Origin of the sequence: Caballeronia choica (assembly GCF_001544535.1) — a bacterium.
Lineage (GTDB): Bacteria > Pseudomonadota > Gammaproteobacteria > Burkholderiales > Burkholderiaceae > Caballeronia > Caballeronia choica.
In genome coordinates this window covers 1-15,926 of record NZ_FCON02000092.1, presented here as the reverse complement: position 1 = coordinate 15,926, position 15,926 = coordinate 1, and the positions used below count along the sequence as shown (strand labels likewise).

At 60.3% G+C, this 15,926-nt stretch carries 12 protein-coding genes and 2 pseudogenes; 3 read left to right on the top strand and 11 right to left on the bottom strand.

Annotated features, from left to right (window positions below; translation table 11 throughout):
- The first annotated feature begins 115 nt into the window (after nucleotides 1-115).
- Nucleotides 116-1,600 carry a DUF1254 domain-containing protein gene (locus AWB68_RS29405; RefSeq protein ID WP_087647841.1) on the top strand — a complete coding sequence of 495 codons (1,485 nt, stop codon included), beginning with the start codon at nucleotides 116-118 and terminating at the stop codon, nucleotides 1,598-1,600.
- Here AWB68_RS29405 and AWB68_RS51540 read toward each other — a convergent pair.
- A complete protein-coding gene (locus AWB68_RS51540; RefSeq protein WP_374729619.1) occupies nucleotides 1,547-1,852 on the bottom strand; it encodes a hypothetical protein in 306 nt (101 codons plus the stop codon). The two genes, AWB68_RS29405 and AWB68_RS51540, sit on opposite strands and share 54 nt — an antisense overlap.
- A gap of 542 nt (nucleotides 1,853-2,394) precedes the next feature.
- Between AWB68_RS51540 and AWB68_RS29395 the strand changes: the two genes are divergently transcribed.
- Nucleotides 2,395-2,796, top strand: coding sequence for a hypothetical protein (locus tag AWB68_RS29395; RefSeq protein ID WP_087647840.1), 402 nt, complete (start codon nucleotides 2,395-2,397; stop codon nucleotides 2,794-2,796).
- Between the two features lie 181 nt (nucleotides 2,797-2,977).
- Here the strand turns inward: AWB68_RS29395 and AWB68_RS51900 are convergent.
- The 5 genes and pseudogenes from AWB68_RS51900 to AWB68_RS49730 form a co-directional block, all read right to left on the bottom strand.
- Nucleotides 2,978-3,058: pseudogene (locus AWB68_RS51900) on the bottom strand (DNA-binding protein); the annotation flags it as partial.
- A 66-nt stretch (nucleotides 3,059-3,124) separates the two neighbouring features.
- Nucleotides 3,125-3,316: pseudogene (locus tag AWB68_RS51895) on the bottom strand (IS6 family transposase); the annotation flags it as partial.
- Between the two features lie 467 nt (nucleotides 3,317-3,783).
- Nucleotides 3,784-4,155: a hypothetical protein gene (locus AWB68_RS29380; RefSeq protein WP_087647839.1), complete on the bottom strand. Its 372-nt coding sequence runs from the start codon at nucleotides 4,153-4,155 to the stop codon at nucleotides 3,784-3,786.
- 102 nt (nucleotides 4,156-4,257) lie between these two features.
- Entirely contained in the window at nucleotides 4,258-5,805 is a 1,548-nt protein-coding gene (locus AWB68_RS29375) for an alkaline phosphatase family protein (protein ID WP_087647838.1), read from the bottom strand.
- Between the two features lie 697 nt (nucleotides 5,806-6,502).
- A complete protein-coding gene (locus AWB68_RS49730; RefSeq protein WP_235028563.1) occupies nucleotides 6,503-6,787 on the bottom strand; it encodes a hypothetical protein in 285 nt (94 codons plus the stop codon).
- Nucleotides 6,788-7,802: 1,015 nt separating this feature from the next.
- Between AWB68_RS49730 and AWB68_RS48380 the strand changes: the two genes are divergently transcribed.
- Complete coding sequence (locus AWB68_RS48380; protein WP_160110087.1) at nucleotides 7,803-7,952, top strand: hypothetical protein; 150 nt, start codon at nucleotides 7,803-7,805, stop codon at nucleotides 7,950-7,952.
- A gap of 2,749 nt (nucleotides 7,953-10,701) precedes the next feature.
- On the opposite strand, the gene AWB68_RS29360 is transcribed toward AWB68_RS48380, so the two are convergent.
- The 5 genes from AWB68_RS29360 to AWB68_RS50875 all read right to left on the bottom strand — a co-directional run bounded on the left by AWB68_RS29360 (nucleotide 10,702) and on the right by AWB68_RS50875 (nucleotide 15,870).
- Entirely contained in the window at nucleotides 10,702-11,688 is a 987-nt protein-coding gene (locus AWB68_RS29360; protein ID WP_087647836.1) for an ABC transporter permease, read from the bottom strand.
- Complete coding sequence (locus AWB68_RS29355; RefSeq protein ID WP_087647835.1) at nucleotides 11,685-12,665, bottom strand: ABC transporter permease; 981 nt, start codon at nucleotides 12,663-12,665, stop codon at nucleotides 11,685-11,687. The genes AWB68_RS29360 and AWB68_RS29355 overlap by 4 nt, the downstream gene beginning before the upstream one ends.
- The gene (locus AWB68_RS29350; protein WP_087647834.1) at nucleotides 12,662-14,236 is read right to left on the bottom strand and encodes a sugar ABC transporter ATP-binding protein; all 1,575 of its coding nucleotides are present in this window, start codon (nucleotides 14,234-14,236) and stop codon (nucleotides 12,662-12,664) included. Before AWB68_RS29350 ends, AWB68_RS29355 begins: the two co-directional genes overlap by 4 nt.
- A gap of 36 nt (nucleotides 14,237-14,272) precedes the next feature.
- Nucleotides 14,273-15,400, bottom strand: a complete 1,128-nt coding sequence (locus AWB68_RS29345; RefSeq protein WP_087647833.1) for a sugar ABC transporter substrate-binding protein — start codon at nucleotides 15,398-15,400, stop codon at nucleotides 14,273-14,275.
- A 140-nt stretch (nucleotides 15,401-15,540) separates the two neighbouring features.
- Nucleotides 15,541-15,870: a phage integrase N-terminal SAM-like domain-containing protein gene (locus AWB68_RS50875; RefSeq protein WP_268810948.1), complete on the bottom strand. Its 330-nt coding sequence runs from the start codon at nucleotides 15,868-15,870 to the stop codon at nucleotides 15,541-15,543.
- Nucleotides 15,871-15,926 lie beyond the last annotated feature (56 nt).

The window sequence follows — 15,926 nt, the reverse complement described above, 5'->3', positions numbered from 1 at the left end:
TTTAAACGAGGAATGCGTTGTACCGCCCGACAGGCGCGAGTTCAAATGAAAACTACGCCGGACGGTATCTGGCCCCGTCGTGCGCATAACTTTACGTGGAGCGAGGAGGACAACCATGACGCGTTCGGCACTGGCAGCATTCGCCTTCATTTGCACGGCAGGAACCTCGCTGCCTGTGTATCCGCAGGTCAAGGAACCGCACGGATGGCTGAACAATGAGACGTTGAAAACGCGCTCAGGCAATTTTGAATTCCGCAACGGCTATCCCGTTGGGGACACAGCAGAACGACTGCTCGAGCTTCGAAAGTTCAATCGGGCCGTCGAGGTTTACCTGACGCAGATGATGCCCGTGAGCGAGATTGCCCTGCGCGAGGGTATGCGCGCATTCGGTTCAATCAAGCCCACGCAGGTCGTGATCTGGGAAAACCTGATGGACGCTCAGACAACGCTGCTGACCGGGAACACCGAAACGGTCTATGCGATAGGCCAGCTCGACTTGAAGACTGATGGTCCGACCGTCATCGAAGCCCCGCCGCATATGCTCGGCTTCATTCAGGACGGCTTGCAGCGTTACGTCGCCGACGTCGGGCCATTGGGCGCGGACAAGGGCAAAGGCGGTAAATTCCTCGTCCTGCCGCCCAGCTTCTCAGGCAACGTCCCGGAAGGCTACTTCGTCGCCCGATCCCCCACCTACTCATTGACGTTCGCCGTGCGGGGCTTCCAGGTCGAAGGCAAGACCGATCAGGCGGTCGCCCTGATGAAGCAGATCAGGATCTATCCGCTGGCCGACGCCTCTTCGCCGCCACCGATGGAGTTCATGAACGGCTCCCGCCGGAACATCGACACGGTGTTGCCCGACAACCTCCACTATTATGAGCTGCTGGCGATGCTCGTTGACGAGGAGCCTCTCGAGAGCTTCGGGCCGCTGGAACGCTTCCAGATGCAGGCGATCGGCATCGAGAAAGGAAAGCCCTTCGATCCGGATGAGAAAACGAAAGCCCTGCTGTCCGATGCGGCGCGGCTTGGCGGTGCAATGGCGCGTGCCAACGCGTTCGCTTCTGCGGAACCGGGCGTTTTCTACTATCCGGATCGCAAGTGGCAACACGTGCCGGACGGCATGACCTACACGTTTACTCGTGAGGGTGCTCCTCAGATCGACGCGCGCGACAATATCTATTACATGGCGGCCGGCAACTCACCCGCGATGATGGAGAAAAATGTCGGCAAGGGGTCGCAGTACCTTTGGACCTACCGGGACGCGGATGGCAACTTCCTCGACGGATCAAAGAACTATTCACTTCACGTCCTGCCCGGCATACCGGCAAACAATTTCTGGTCGGTCGTCGTCTACGACCCCCTTAGCAGATCGGAGTTGCAGAATGGACAACCGTTCCCGTCCGTCAGCACATTCACGAGGCCGAGTGTCAACGCGGACGGCTCGATAGACATCGTATTCGGTCCGGACCAACCGAAGGGAAAGGCAAACTGGATCAAGACAGTGCCCGGAAAAGGCTGGTTTCCAATGTTTCGCTTCTATGGGCCTGCGTCACCGTTTTTCGACAGGACCTGGAAACTCGACGACATCGTCGGCGTTAAATGACGGGCGATGTCCCGTAGGGACCGTGGCCAGAAAAAGGGCGCCAGTCGCGCTGATCGAAATCTTGCAGAAGATGCGAGTGTACGGAATCACTCTGCGAAGGAAACGTTCGTGCAGCGGGGCATTCAACCCGACCGGCTCAAGGAGCACGACGTCAGGATCATCCACAAATGCGATCTCACGCCGCAGATCGTCCGGCGTCGGTTGCGTGTGCGCCGTCACCATGTCGAAGACGACTGTGTTGGACACGGCCACCGCGAGTTCCGCACGACCGACCCAATGTGCCCCCTTCCACGATCGGATACTGGACGCCTAACAGCTGTGTAATTCTCGTCTTCATGACTTGTCTCCGGGAAGCCTGTCTGCGGGCTGGATTCTACGTCAGCAATGTGGCGGACTGCCGACGGTGGTGGCATCCGACAGCGGGACGGCAGCTTCCTGCATCAGCGAACTCACGCTCCCGACCCGGAAGAGCCAGACGAGGTCCTACATCGCGGACTTCGATTGACGTCGATTCAACACCTGCAATAACAACCCTCTGGTATTTAGCGAGAGCGGACCCGCTCCTAGCGAACCGCGTCATGCGGCAAGATGCCGAGAAATATCGGGCTCCGACAACCAGAACTTTATGTAGTCTCCCTATCGCCACCGTTCTTGATCGTGCAACTTCAGATTTGGCGTCCTCCCAGTCTCCGGCGTGCTAATGTGGCTTACTCGAAATCCATACTTCCTGCGTCGTTGCGCTGTCTCAACTCGCGACGCGTTTGCACGAGCGATCACCGAATCAGGAGAACAAGATGAGCGAATTGCATGACTTGCCGCGGGTGTTGTTCGTCGGCCAGGAGCCTGAAACGGTCGACTTCTCGGACCCAGCGCTACCGCCGGGATTTAACGCGGCGAAGATTCATGCCGGGATTTCAGTCGGAATGCAGCAAATGGCGACGCGTGGATGGCATGCCGATCTATGTCTGGTGCGACCAGATGAAACCGCCCCCATTGCGCTAGAACGCCAATTATCAACCGCAGCTTACGATTGCGTTGTGATTGGAGGCGGGATACGCATTCCCCCGAAGAGCTTGCTGCTCTTTGAGGCTCTCGTCAATACTGTGCACAAATGTGCTCCTAATGCGTCCATCGCGTTCAATACTCGACCCGAAGACACTGCGGACGCCGCGGCTCGCTGGTTTAAAGAGGAATAACCGTGGCAGACCGGTTCGCGGAGTTTGAGGAATTGCTGCAGATCGGGGGAGCGGATAGGTTACGCGCGGGCCTTGACGAGCGTGAGCCCTCTGGGTGAAGAACGTTCCAACCCGATGGGGGTGCGCATCGGTTGGCAACGATCTCGGCGCAGATGTGGAAAGCCGAAACTGGCCGACTGCCGCGGGTCCTAAGATAGAGCTTGTTGGCAGCCGGCGTAATCCCGTACCGAAAAAACAGCAGCACGCAGACCTCGCGGTACAGGTCGGTAGGGCTCTGTCAAGTTGGCGGCCACGGGCTACGTGCGCAGTTAAAAAGTAGTTATCCTTATCAGATAACTTCCTCGCCAGCGCCGGCAACAGTCCAACTATTACATGTGGTGAAGCGTTCTTTCAGTATGGCACGATGGCGTGCCGCGTTCATTTGATGTCTGGGCAACGCGAAGTGCTGCCGGATCGGGCCGAAGCTTGAGAGAAACGCCTGAGTACGACGCGCATCGCGAAAGCCGCACATCTGGTGCTGGTCAGCATCGCTGCCAAATCCGCGTTGAGTGGTGACGGACCCGCCGCACGATGATCTGCCCGCAACACGGAAAATTCGGAAGGAGGACCGCCCTGGATACGATAGCACGATGCGATTCGTCACCGGGGTTCTGAGGGCGGAGGGAACATGGCTTCCCTGGGCGCAAAGCAAATGTGGCCACGACGCACAACGGCCGAAGGTCGCCGGTGGCGAACTGCTGCGTCGCGCCAGTGCAAACGTCATCCCGATAATTTTGGCGCTGCATGCGCCCAGTGCGCCAAAGCGGCGCGGCGCAAGCCGGGCAGCACCTGGCATCTGGACGAGATGTTCGTGACGCTGCGCGGCGAGGCGTATCTGTTGTGGCGTGCGGTCGACGAGCATGGCGCCGAACTCGACGTTCACGGGTAAAAGTCTGGTGTTTGTGTATGGTGGCAAGAGCCGCCCTGATTGGCGGCCTTGGTCGGCCCTCAGCGAATCTGGCCCCGCGCCACCGCCACATACTGTCCGGCCTTGCCATCCCAAACCAGATAGCGTACTTGATAGGCCGACGTCACTGGCGTGCTGGTCTTGTAGCTATTGCCGCGGGTAGCCCACTGCCAATTGTCGCCGCCGACATACGAGGAGTCGGGCACCGTATCATTCGGATACAGACCCACCCAATCATACGAGCCGGTGATGGAAGCGCTCCAGCGGAGGTCATAAAAGCCGCCGTTATTTTCCATCCAAACTTGATACTGCGTGGCCTCGACTTGCTTGTTCTCACTCGACAAATGGGGATTGGCACGCAGCAGGTCCGCTTGCACAGTGGGATTTTCAGCTTGAACAGGATCTTGAGTCATGATCAGTTCCTTTTGTGAGGGTAAAAAAAAAGAAGTGCCAGCCTTCACCGTGGTCGGCACCCATCGTCTTACGCAATACGCATAGAGCGGAACGTCGTGTGATCAGCGTTGATTACCAAGCGCTGCATCAAACTGAGCGGGATCTTCCCGATAGCGGGCGACGGCGGCATTCAGCGCGTCGGCGCTATGGTGCTGCGCCAGCAGCACACGGCTGGCGACCACGGGGATGCCCTCCAGCAGTTCCAGCAAATTCGCCCGCGACCCTGCCGGATGGCTTCCGTCGGGCACGCCGGACATCGCCGACAGCGGGGGACTGGCAAAATTAATGGTGCCATCGTTGACCACATGGTCGACAAACACGCCCTCAAAGGTGGGCGCCTGCGGCATGCGCTTGCCTAGGTTCACCGTGGACAAGTCGATGCCCGCCCACTGCAGCAAGGTCTTGACGAAGGACGTGTGATCAAATGGATAGTGGCTCGTTTCGGGCGGTCGGAACACCGACCTGGTCGGCACGTAAGGCGAAATCAGGATCGTCGGAACGCGCGCTCCAAACAGGTCGAAATCGAAGAAATTCTCGCCGTGAAGTCCGTCCGGGTTGATCGCGCCCCAGGCCGGCGCAACATGGTCGTAGGTGCCCCCATGCTCGTCGAAGGAAACAATCAGCAGCGTGTCATGCCAATCCGGGCTGTTGCGCACAGCCTCGTAGACTTGTTGCAGAAATTGTTCCCCGCCATTCGACGGCGCGCTGGGCGGATGATAATCCGACCCTTGGTCGAAGGGAAAAACCGATGTCCATTTCGGTTCCAGATAGCTAAATTGGGGCAGCGTGCCTGCCTTGGCATGACCGAAGAACTGCGCAAGCGGCGCCACCTCGTTGTCCTGTTGCGCAGCTTGTATTTGCGGAAAGGTATAGGTGGTATAGCACTGATTGCCCTGCCATTCCCTCTCATAGTAAATGCCCCAGTTCTTTTTCGCCTGTGTCAGATAATTGAAGATGGTCGGTATATTGAACTGCTCCACCGCATGGATGTTTTGATTGCTGGAGCGTCCGATTGACGTCCCGCATATTGAATAGGCCCGGTTTGGATTGGTGTTCGATGGAACGGACGCGAACCAGCAATCGCTGACGGCAAATTGCTTGGCCAGATGATTGATCACCGGCAATTGCTGCGGCGTGTAAGTCCAGAGAATATCGTGTCCTTTCCACTCCGTTTGCATGGAATAGTAATAGTCATTGAAAAAACCTAGCATGGGCGGCGACCCGGACTCGCTGGTCGGCATACGGTCTATGGTCTGCACCCCACCAAAGAACTGGTTCATGACGCCCTTCCACGGATTGTATGGTGGCCGCGGATCGTCAGTAAATGGATGCAGCATCGATTCAAAAGGATCGGCCCAGGGAATGGCCTGATAATTCTTCCAGACGTCGTCGCCTATCGGCTGGACGAATATCTTCTCGCCATTGGCGTCGAGATTGAAAAATGTCTGCGGGCGCAGGCCATTGAATTTCGGATTACTCTTGTGCGGGAAGACGACGGCGGGCTGCTCGTCACCCGCGTACAGCCAACCAAGCAGATTGTCGAGAGAACGGTTTTCAAGCATCAGATAGACGATTTTCTTGATTTGCGGCAGAAGCGGCGGCTGAGACATATTGTTCTCCTGTGTGGGGGATTCAATTCGCTGTGGAGCTTCGAAGATCGCGCTTTCGCCGCTCCTGGTACTGCCACCGATCCTCCGAAGAGGCGGCAGCAATGTGCTACCTCGTTCCCCAGAATGCCCGCAACATCACCGTTTCCGAATCAAGCGTTAATCGATCCGATTATTTCAAAATCTATTTCATGTTCGCATCACTAAACATATTTCGTCAGGAAGGCGCCTTCGCCGACTGACTCACTACCCGCCACGTTGCAAGCGATGCAACAAAATTGTGTCAGTGCCAAGGCGGGACTGATTCATATTTTCCCCATCACGTATTGACGCTGCAGCGCAAATTCATAATGAGAAAAATAGCCTATGTGCAGACAATTGCAAGTAAATATTGCCGCGTTATCGTAGAGCGAAGGAAATCTGTCTCCGCCGCACCAGGAAATGTGTCAACCCGTCGGTCGAGTCCATCGGATCGCAAAAAGCCTCGATTTTTCACATATGGCGATCGGTGAGCCGAAACGGGAGACGCAAAGCTTGAGGGCATCACGTTCACTCAAGATAGCGGCATGTGAATGCACTGCGATGCGCTGGTTTCATTGGCACAGCGTTGTCCGGCGTCCATATCCCACCATGACTCGCACGGCAATGTGCGCAATGAAACCTCGTCTCCAGCAATTGTACGTTCACGCAATATGCTGCCTCACGACCGCAGCGCCGACATGATGATTCCAGGACACAGGCGCAGGCTTTCCAGTTGATGCACAACACTGTGGTAGCCATGTGCGAGACAGCGTCGACAGTAGCGAAACGCATCGCTGTAACGTCGCCGGGCGACGGGACAGGTCAGTGCCGCGCGCAGCATTTCCACAGGCAAACCAAGGCCCTCTTGCAACCGGTTGGCATCGACGACTCCTCGACGCGGTGCGACGCCTTCAAAGGGGTCCACTTCCAGACCCACAAGCCGCACCACAACGACACTCGGCAAGGCGTTGGCCGTCTCGAACTTCCACAGGATCGAGATCAGTGACTCATACGGATATCGCCACTTCCTGCTGAACAGGTAGCCCGGTGCCTCGCAACTGGTTGCGGGTTTCGATCAGGCTCGGCGCAGCATGGTTGGACGAGAGATTGGGACGGGAAGAAATGGCTGCAGCGAAGCGCGCGACGCGACGATGTGTGTCGTGACGCGAAGATTTCGGTATGGCGCAGACGAACGGAATCACGGCGGGATGCGCCGACGGTGGAACAACGGTCTCGATCGCGGCACTGACGAAGTTCTTTGAATCTTGCGACGTCGTAGCGTGTTGTCGGCAACTAAACGAACCTTAGTGTTTGCCGTCAATCGAACGACCGCTTGCGGGATTGTCGGATGCACCTTGAGGGTCGACTTCGGGCGTTGACTTCACGCGAGAGCGGTCATTGCTCGACGGCCGCGGAGAAGGTAGCGCCGATGGCTGCTTTGGCCGATGAAGCAACATTCGTCTTCGTATCGCACGGCCGCTTACGGAGGGGAACCGACGTCTGAGCATCTTATCGACCCGTTGGGCGAATGCCCCTTCATGGCCGAGCGGCGACCTTCCTCGAAGACCTTCACTCCAGGGGTATCTTCGTGGGAATTCGAGCACGGTTGCCCCCGCAGTTCCAGGCCGAACGGTGCTTGGCCAGGCGAGCAGCACCGGACTCTGAGCCTTCTCTCAGACTCGGGGCACCGCAAAGGCCGCTGCCCGGAGTACAGCAGCCATCCGAATGTGCTATCAAAAGCGCACGCATATGAAATGCCTGTTCCCTCGCAGTACCGAACCTAGTGCTCGCCTGAGTTCACGGCGTCGACGCCGATCTCTTAGCTCATCGGCGGCCGGATCTCAGTGTGGTTGCCCAACTGAACGGCGCACTTGCCCTGGCGAGTTGCCAGTAGATGTTCATCTTCCGGGCGCCCCTGCCGCGCCTGCTCGGTATCATCGTGCTCAGGATGCTCACTGACACCCCAGGAAACGGGCCTGGTGAGCGTCGATGAACGCGACGCACCCGATGGCATGCTCGCCCGCGAGAGCACTGGCAAGAACTCCACTCACGCATTCTTGCCAGCCTTGAATGACCCGCGCGTCTATCTGCCGAGCCTGATGTCGTTCAGTTTCACGCTCGGTTCATAGGGGATCGGCATCTGGTTGCCGCAGTTCCTAAAAGGTCATGGCTTGAATGTGACGCACACGCACTGGGTGTCCGCGATTCCCCACTTTTTCGCGACCATTGGCTTGCCGTCGTGGTCCAAACGCGAGGAACGGTCAGGCCGGCGCATCCTGGACCTGATGCTCGTCCGTCGTATCGCTGGTGGATTCGACCTTGTTAGACGCATTGCTTCCAGCATTGATCGGCATTACTGGCATTACCGCAGCCCTCGTCCGCACAATCTCGATCCGTACGATTTTCATGATTCCGAGGCCCATCCTGTCCGGTCTGCCCAGCGGCTCGCGGTCTGGCCTTGATCAACTCGATCGGCGCGTTCGGTGGCTTTGTCGGTCGCTTACTGGTGGGCTTTTCCGGGGATAAGACGGGCGCGTTCGAGCGGGGATGATTGGCATGACCGTGGTATTGCTAACCGCTACTTTCTCTCGGCGTCGATTCGCATTTTCATACGTGACGGGAAAACACCGAGACCGCAAGTCCTCGGCATTCGCGGGAAGATCACGAACAAGGTCAGATGTCCAATAAGCGAAACTTAGCGGATAACCGACTCGACTTTACTGCTGTCGTTCGACGGAAGTTGACAAACGTCTGGCTCCCTGGCCCGAACGAGAAGGCACACCCTCGGTCTTACGACCTGTCCGCCTTCAAGTCGCCAGGACGTCTTGCATCTACCGGCCTGTTCAGCACATCCATAGGCGATAGAAGACGGGGAGCGGCGATGGTGTTATAAGTTTTCTATCATTAGCCAGTGAGCCATGAAAACGTTGCTACCCACGCGCCCCGACAAATCGGACCCGGTTGGGCGGCCGGACGCGGTGTTGGCATGCTTTTCAGGTGTGTCCAGGCGCATGCTGCTTTCGCAGCGGCTTCGCCCGTCGGGTTCGACTGACCAGCGTACGCTAGAGGTACCGCCCCAATCGGCGATCCCGGCGAGCGCCGCTCCTCATTGAACAGGAACTTCGCATGCGCTGCGCCGGGTGCCTGAGTCGGAGCACGGGCCCGCCGGCCATGCATGGCAAGGGAGTCGAGATGTCTCACGAACTCTACATCCAGGCACTTAGCGCGATGTTCCTCTTCTGGAACGGGGTGCGCATCCTGACGTACCTTCCGACCATCGGCAAACTCCTCGCGAGGGAGGCAGACGTACGTAGCCACAGTCTGCTGAGCTGGGGAAGCTGGGCTCTCAGCAATGGCACGTTCGCACTCATGCTCCTCGAAATGAGCCGGGGAATTCCGAATGGGATGTTCTGGATGAATCTGGCCAACACGCTGATGTGCGCAATCGTTTCTCTGATCATTCTCTTCAGGAGGTTCCCTCGGCTGCATACAAGTGTGAGCAAAGTCTTTCGAAAGACCAGACGAAATGATTCGAGTGCTGGCGCCGTATCCCGACGGCTGGAGTTGCTTCATCTGGGTGCTGGTAACCTGGCCATCGGCGCCAATCTTGCAATTGATCCAGTACCAGCCCCGCCGCCTACGCGGTTCGGACGCCCCGAGCTTTGGGTTGCGTTCGCAATCGCAGTGGCTTTCGGGATCGTGGGTGCCGTCACGTATGATGCCTGGCCCAACCATCATCAGAGCGCCTACGTCGAATCGAAGGCGAGCACACAGCAGGTGCTCGGGAAAACCGCACCTGCATCGCCGACGCAACAACTGTCTTCGTCCGGTCCGGTCACGCCGTCAACCGCACCTCCTGCTCCCGCAACCGTAATCGCAACTACCGTACTCGCCCCGCCTACGCCTTCCACTTCGTTCGAACGCCGCACGGCACCTTCCCGGGGTTCCGCTGCACCGCGGCCCGCTGCAGGGCGGCCTGGCAAAGCGGGCAACGGCGTGCCCCAGAATCGCGGAAATTGGGCGTCGCACTTTATGGCGAGCGTGCGACAGGCGCTCGGCTTCCCCCGATCGACACCGCCAAAGCGACAGAGGGCTTCGCCCGGTCGTGGCGTGCCATCATCGTCGGCTACTTCCCGCGGAACTGCGGTTTCCCGTGCTGAGATCGCCCAGCGCGCACCTTCCGCTCCGCTCGATCACAGCGCAGCGGCTTCGCGGGAAGGCGCTGCACCGCAGTTTGCTTCGGGGCGGCCCGGCCGTACGGGCCATTTCGCCACGCAAGATCGCCTCCGTTCGGCGCGGCACGTTCCCGTGTATGCGGCGCCGCCAACCGTTGTCTCTGAAGCGGCGCACGTCGTCTACGAGGGATCCCCAGTCGTGTATCAGGAGCCTCCCGTCGCGTACGCGCAAGCCCCCGTTGCCTACGGCCACGGATATGAGGGCGAGTACAGGGACCGCCGGCGATGGCACGACAATGGCTGGCATAAGGGCTGGAAACATCGTCAGCAGGAGGAGGACGATTAATGCCTGCCGCCCAGTAGACTGCCTGCGCATACGCTAGCTGGTACGTCGACTCCAAGAATCTATGATGTGGCCATAGGGCAACGCCGACGCAAATCGACGGCGGCTCCAGTTGCTTCAGCCTGGAAACTCGGCGAGGCAAAAGAATGACCGAGCACGAGCGGACATCGGCATGGTGCCCGTTGCCGCGCTGCCAAAATGTACCCTTCGGCCGACGACGTGACAGCGTAGCGGCCGGCTGAGCGTCCCCTGTCCGAGCAGAGCTGACCTTCGAATGTCCGCACGACAGCGCCGACTAACGTCTGATTGTGGCCGGATGCACTCGTTGATTGAGCGCGACTGGCGGGCCAGCGGCTCGACCTACGCCTCTCGCTTGCTTCGCCCATACAGCAGGAGCATCGCCGCGATCACCACGCCGTAGATGATCTGACGCCCCGCCTCCGGCATCTGCGCGACCGAGAGGATCGATTGCAGCAGTGTGATGAGGATCGCGCCGGCCACCGTGCCCAGGTATGAACCCCGTCCACCCAGAATCGACGTGCCGCCGAGCACGACCGCCGCGATCGCCGGCAACAGGTAAGCATCGCCCATCGACTGTGCGGCCTTCGACGCATAGCCCGCGAGCAGCACGCCGCCGAACGCGGCGAACGCGCTGCACACGGCGAAGGCGGTCACCGTGACGAGCCGCGTATCGATGCCGGAAAGATACGCCGCGCGCTCGGAGTTGCCGATCGCGTAAAGCGTGCGGCCGAAGGTCGTGCGCGACAGCAGAAACATCGTGGCGCCGCCGATCACCACCCACAGCGCGACGGCATTCGGCACGCCCGGTACGAGCCAGCCCGCCGCGAGCCAGCGCATCACCTCCGGCGCGGAATCCTGCGGCGACGATCCTCCCGTATAGACAATCATGATGCCCTGCGCGACCGCATTGGTCGCAAGCGTCGCGATCATCGACGGAATGCGCAGCAGTGCGACGAGGATGCCGTTGACGATGCCGATCAGCACGCCGCAACCGATCCCGACCGGAATCGCGAGGACGCGCCCGAGATCGCCGTGCCCCGCGACCGCGCACGCCATCATCGCGCCGACGGTGATCGTCCACGGCAGCGACAGGTCGATGTGGCCGAGCAGGATCACCATCATCAGGCCGGTCGCAATGATGCCGAGGAATGCGCCGACCTTCAGTTGCAGCAGGATGTATTCCGGCGACGTGAAGTTGCGCGAAAACATCCCGCCGACGAGCAGCAGCGCGACGATGCACGCGAATGCGATCACGATCGGTTTGTCGATTCTGCGAGTGAGCCTCGACACGAAGGTGGTGCGGCCGGTCGCGGAAGGGTGGCTCATTGAAACCACTCCAGACGGTTGCGCACCCTGAACAATCCGCACGCGCCGATCGCGACAGCAAGCAGAAGAATCATGCCCTGAAATAGCGGCTGCCACAGCGCATCGACGTTGAACACGAACAGCAGATCGCCGATGCAACGGAACGCGAATGCGCCGAAGATCGCGCCGATCGCGCTGCCCTTGCCGCCGAGCAGCGACACGCCGCCGATCACTACCGCGGCGATCGAAAACAGCGTGTATGAGTTCGCGCTGCCGAGGCTCGCTTCGCCGGTGTCCGTGAAGAACGTCAGAAACAGGCCGCCGACTGCCGCGAGCAGGCCGGCCAGCGTATAGCTCGCGAACTTCGCGCGGCGGATCGGCATGCCGGACAGGAAAGCCGCGGGTTCGGACGACCCGGTCGCGTATGCCGCTCGCCCGATCGCCGAGCGCTTGAAAGGAATCCAGACCATCACGATCGCGGCGAGCAGAATCACCAAGCTCGCTGGCAGAACGCCGGCGATCTTGCCCGTCAGTGCGTCGGCGAGGTCCTCGTTGATCGATCCGCCGGGCACAGGGCGCAGCAGCAGCGCCAATCCGTAGTAGACGGCGCCCGTCGCAATCGTCGTCACGATCGGCTGCAGCCGGCCGAAAATGATGATCACGCCGTTCAGCGCGCCGCACAGCGCACCCGCCCCGAGCACGCCGGCGATGCCGAGCGCGCTGTGCAGCGAGTCGCCCGTGACGATCCACGACCCGATGCAATTCGTCAGCACTAGCGTCATGCCGATCGACAGGTCGATGCCGGCGGTCAGCACGACGAGCGCCTGCCCCATCGAGACGAGCGCGAGTAGTACCGCCTTGTTTGCTGCCGTCTGAAATACGTTGGCCGACAACGCCGACGGATAGTTGACGAGATAGATCGCGAACATCAGCACGAACAGGCCGAACGCGAACACCGCTCCGCGATTCTCCGCATACCAGTAACGCAGCCCGCTCATAACGCCACTCCCGTGGAAGGCACAATCTGTCCGACGGGCAGGTCGAGAGCACTGGCAATCAGGTTCTGCTCGGTGATCGCCGAGCCGACGAGTTCCTTCTTGATTCTGCCTTCGTACAGTACGAGCACGCGGTCGCAGCAGCCGATCAGCTCGTCATAGTCGGTCGAATAGAAGACGATCGCAGCGCCTTCGTCGGCAAGACGCCTGAGCAGCTGGTAGAGCTCCTGCTTGGTGCCGACGTCGATACCGCGCATCGGGTCGCTGAGCAGCAGGATCCTCGGCTTCCGCATCAGCCACTTCGCGATGACGACCTTCTGCTGGTTGCCGCCCGACAGCGAGCCCACGGGCGCGTCGACGCTGAACGACTTGATCGCAAGCAGCTCCATCATCTGCTCGACGAGCGACTGCTGGCGGTCGCGATCGATTATGCCCGCGGTGGACATGCGATCGAGTGCGGCAAACGACAGGTTCTCGCGTACCGACATCGGCAGCATCAAGCCTTCGGTCTTGCGGTCCTCGGGTATCAGCGCCATACCGATTTCGTTGGCGCGCGCGGCCGTCGGGCTCCCGATCGACACGGCTTTGCCGTTGATCTCGATCTTGCCAGCGCAGCCGCGCAACACGCCAAACAGCGCGAGCAGCAGTTCGCGCTGGCCTTGTCCGTCGAGGCCGCCCAGTCCGAGGATTTCACCGGGCTGCAACGAAAAGCTGATGCCCCGCAGCGTGTCGCTCCATGCGAGATCATGACAGGCGAGAACCGGCGCGGTGCTGCGGGCGTCAGCGGGCTGCTCCGCCGGTTTGGCCGCGGGTTTGGCAGGAAACACATGCTGGTACTTCCGGCCGATCATCATTTCGACAACCTCATTGTCGGAGCGCGTGCCAGCTTCGAAGCTCATCACATGGCGACCGTTCCGGTAGACCGTGCATTCGTCCGCGAGCGCCTTCACCTCGTGCATGCGGTGCGAGATGAACAGCAGCGCGAGCCCCTCTTCGCGCAGGCGCTTGAGCACCTCGATCACGCGCGCGACGTCGGCCGCGGTCAGCGCCGAGGTGGCTTCGTCGAGGATCAGAATGCGCGGCGCGTGTGCCAGCCCCTTCGCGAGCTCGACCATCTGCTGGCGCGACAGCGGCAGGGCCCGGACTTTCGCAAGCGGATTGATGTCGGCGGCGCCCGCTCGCGCGAGCGCCTCCTCGGCCTGGCGGCGTTGGGTCCGCCGGTCGATCATCCCGAAACGTCGCGGCGGGTTCGCCGCGTAGATGTTATCCGCCACGCTCAAGTCGGGGATCAGCGACAGTTCCTGATACACGCAGACGATACCGGCCGCGTTCGCCTCGGCAGGCGACGCGAACGAGACCTCCCGGCCATCGAAATGCATCGTGCCCTCGTCCGGCTGCACGACGCCGGACATCACCTTCAGCAACGTGGACTTGCCCGCGCCGTTCTCGCCGAGGATCGCGTGAATGCGGCCTCTGCGCACCGTGAGTTCGGCGTGATCCAGCGCGACGGCGCCGCCGTAGCTTTTCGACACGCCAGACATCTGAAAGAACGGCTGCTCTCCATCCTGCAGCATGCTTCGTCTCCGGTCACAGCGCGGGCCATCATCCGGTCACTGGTTGCCCTGGTTCTGCTTCATGATTTCCTGCGCAGAGAAATTGATGCCGCATGTCGGAAACGAGTTGCCGACGAAAAAGTTGTCGGAGTCGTTCGGAAAATAGTTGACGCCCGACTTCAGCATCGAATCGTCGGTGACGTCGAGCGGCAGCTTGATCGCCACGGGAATCGTCTGGCCATCCAGTGCAGCGAGTGCCGTCTTGATCGCCACGGCCACCTGCGCGGGCCCGGTGCCCGCCGACGTGCACTTCAGGCCCTGGCTCCCATACTGCGCGCAAAACTTGCGAAAGCCGTTCTCCGTCTCGCCGCCGAAAGGCACGAACGGGTGTTTCGCATCGATCATCGCGCGCACGACGCCCGTGTCGCCGCCTTGCGCCGATATGCCATCGAAATGACCCTGCACGGCAATGGCGTCGGCGGCGACCTTTTGCGCGACCCCGTCGTCCCACTTGCCGTAGACCTGGACGACATTCCACTTCTTGCCGGTGTCGTCCAGCGCTTTCGTGAAACCATTGTGCCGGTCCGTGTCAACCGACGTGCCCGCCACCCCGCGAACTTCGAGCACCTTGCCTCCGTTCGGCAGGTGGCCCGCGAGCCATTTGGCCCACAGCGCGCCGAGCCCATACTGGTCGACGTTGACGTTGATCGCGTCTGCGCTGTCGAGCGTGTTGTCGAAAGCGACCAGCACCACACCGGCGTTCTTCGCGCGGCGGATCGCGGGGCCGAATGAGGAGGGATTCTGCGCGTTCACGATGACGGCGTCATAGCCGGCATCAATGAAGTTGTTGACGGCCGAGATCTGCGCCGGAACGTCCTCGCCGGTCGAGACGACCTTGAATTCCTTGAGCTTGGCGGCAACGGCCGGTTGCGCGGTGTAGGCCTTGGCCGTCCTGATCATCTGGATACGCCAGGTGTTCGCGATATAGCCGTTCACGAGTGCGATCCGGTAAGGCGCGTTCTTCTTCGGATACTTGATGAACTTCGTGTCGCTCTTCCAGGGGACCATGCAGGTGGGATCGCTGGGCGGCCCTGAAACGATCGAAGCCTGCGCGAAAGCCCCGCTTGCGCAGAGCGCCAACGCGGCGCTCGCCGCCGCTCGAAGCACGTGGATTCCTGAAAGCATGTTGCCTCCTTTTTGTTCGATGGACGTACCGATTGCCTGCGCACATGGCTGGTCGTGGACTGCCGGCACGGTGTGCGTGAAGCACGGAACCTTGCGGAGTTGCTATAGCGGGACTGGATCGGACTTGCAGAAGGAGCTTTTCAACGGCGCCTCCCCGAAGCGAAAAGAAGGGCATTTGTATACGTGTGCCCGTCTGACAGTACTGGCATACCAATCCACGCGCGATAGTGGTTTACCAGTGAGTCCGACGCACCGGGCGACCGGGCTGAAACCCTTGGTGGATATAGATGCAGCTGGTAGCGCCGCAAGTCCTCGACGGCGGCGGTGTCGGGCGGGCGCCCGAGGAAAGCGGTGAACTGACGGACCACGCGGACATAACCGGCTTGCGTCTTCGGTGCGAGCTTGCGCATGCGCATGTCGTCGATCATGCGCTGACGCAGCGGACTGACATCCTGGCTCGTGTGAGTCATGGCTCTGCTCCTGTTGAGGAACGAGGCGGATTGCCTCGTACCCAACATGGAAACAG

Bases quoted from the DNA above. Each gene is read 5' to 3' on its own strand.
- AWB68_RS29405 (WP_087647841.1), top strand. From the start codon at position 116: ATGACGCGTTCGGCACTGGCAGCATTCGCCTTCATTTGCACGGCAGGA.
- AWB68_RS29395 (WP_087647840.1), top strand. From the start codon at position 2,395: ATGAGCGAATTGCATGACTTGCCGCGGGTGTTGTTCGTCGGCCAGGAG.
- AWB68_RS29380 (WP_087647839.1), bottom strand. From the start codon at position 4,155: ATGACTCAAGATCCTGTTCAAGCTGAAAATCCCACTGTGCAAGCGGAC.
- AWB68_RS29375 (WP_087647838.1), bottom strand. From the start codon at position 5,805: ATGTCTCAGCCGCCGCTTCTGCCGCAAATCAAGAAAATCGTCTATCTG.
- AWB68_RS29360 (WP_087647836.1), bottom strand. From the start codon at position 11,688: ATGAGCCACCCTTCCGCGACCGGCCGCACCACCTTCGTGTCGAGGCTC.
- AWB68_RS29355 (WP_087647835.1), bottom strand. From the start codon at position 12,665: ATGAGCGGGCTGCGTTACTGGTATGCGGAGAATCGCGGAGCGGTGTTC.
- AWB68_RS29350 (WP_087647834.1), bottom strand. From the start codon at position 14,236: ATGCTGCAGGATGGAGAGCAGCCGTTCTTTCAGATGTCTGGCGTGTCG.
- AWB68_RS29345 (WP_087647833.1), bottom strand. From the start codon at position 15,400: ATGCTTTCAGGAATCCACGTGCTTCGAGCGGCGGCGAGCGCCGCGTTG.
- AWB68_RS50875 (WP_268810948.1), bottom strand. From the start codon at position 15,870: ATGACTCACACGAGCCAGGATGTCAGTCCGCTGCGTCAGCGCATGATC.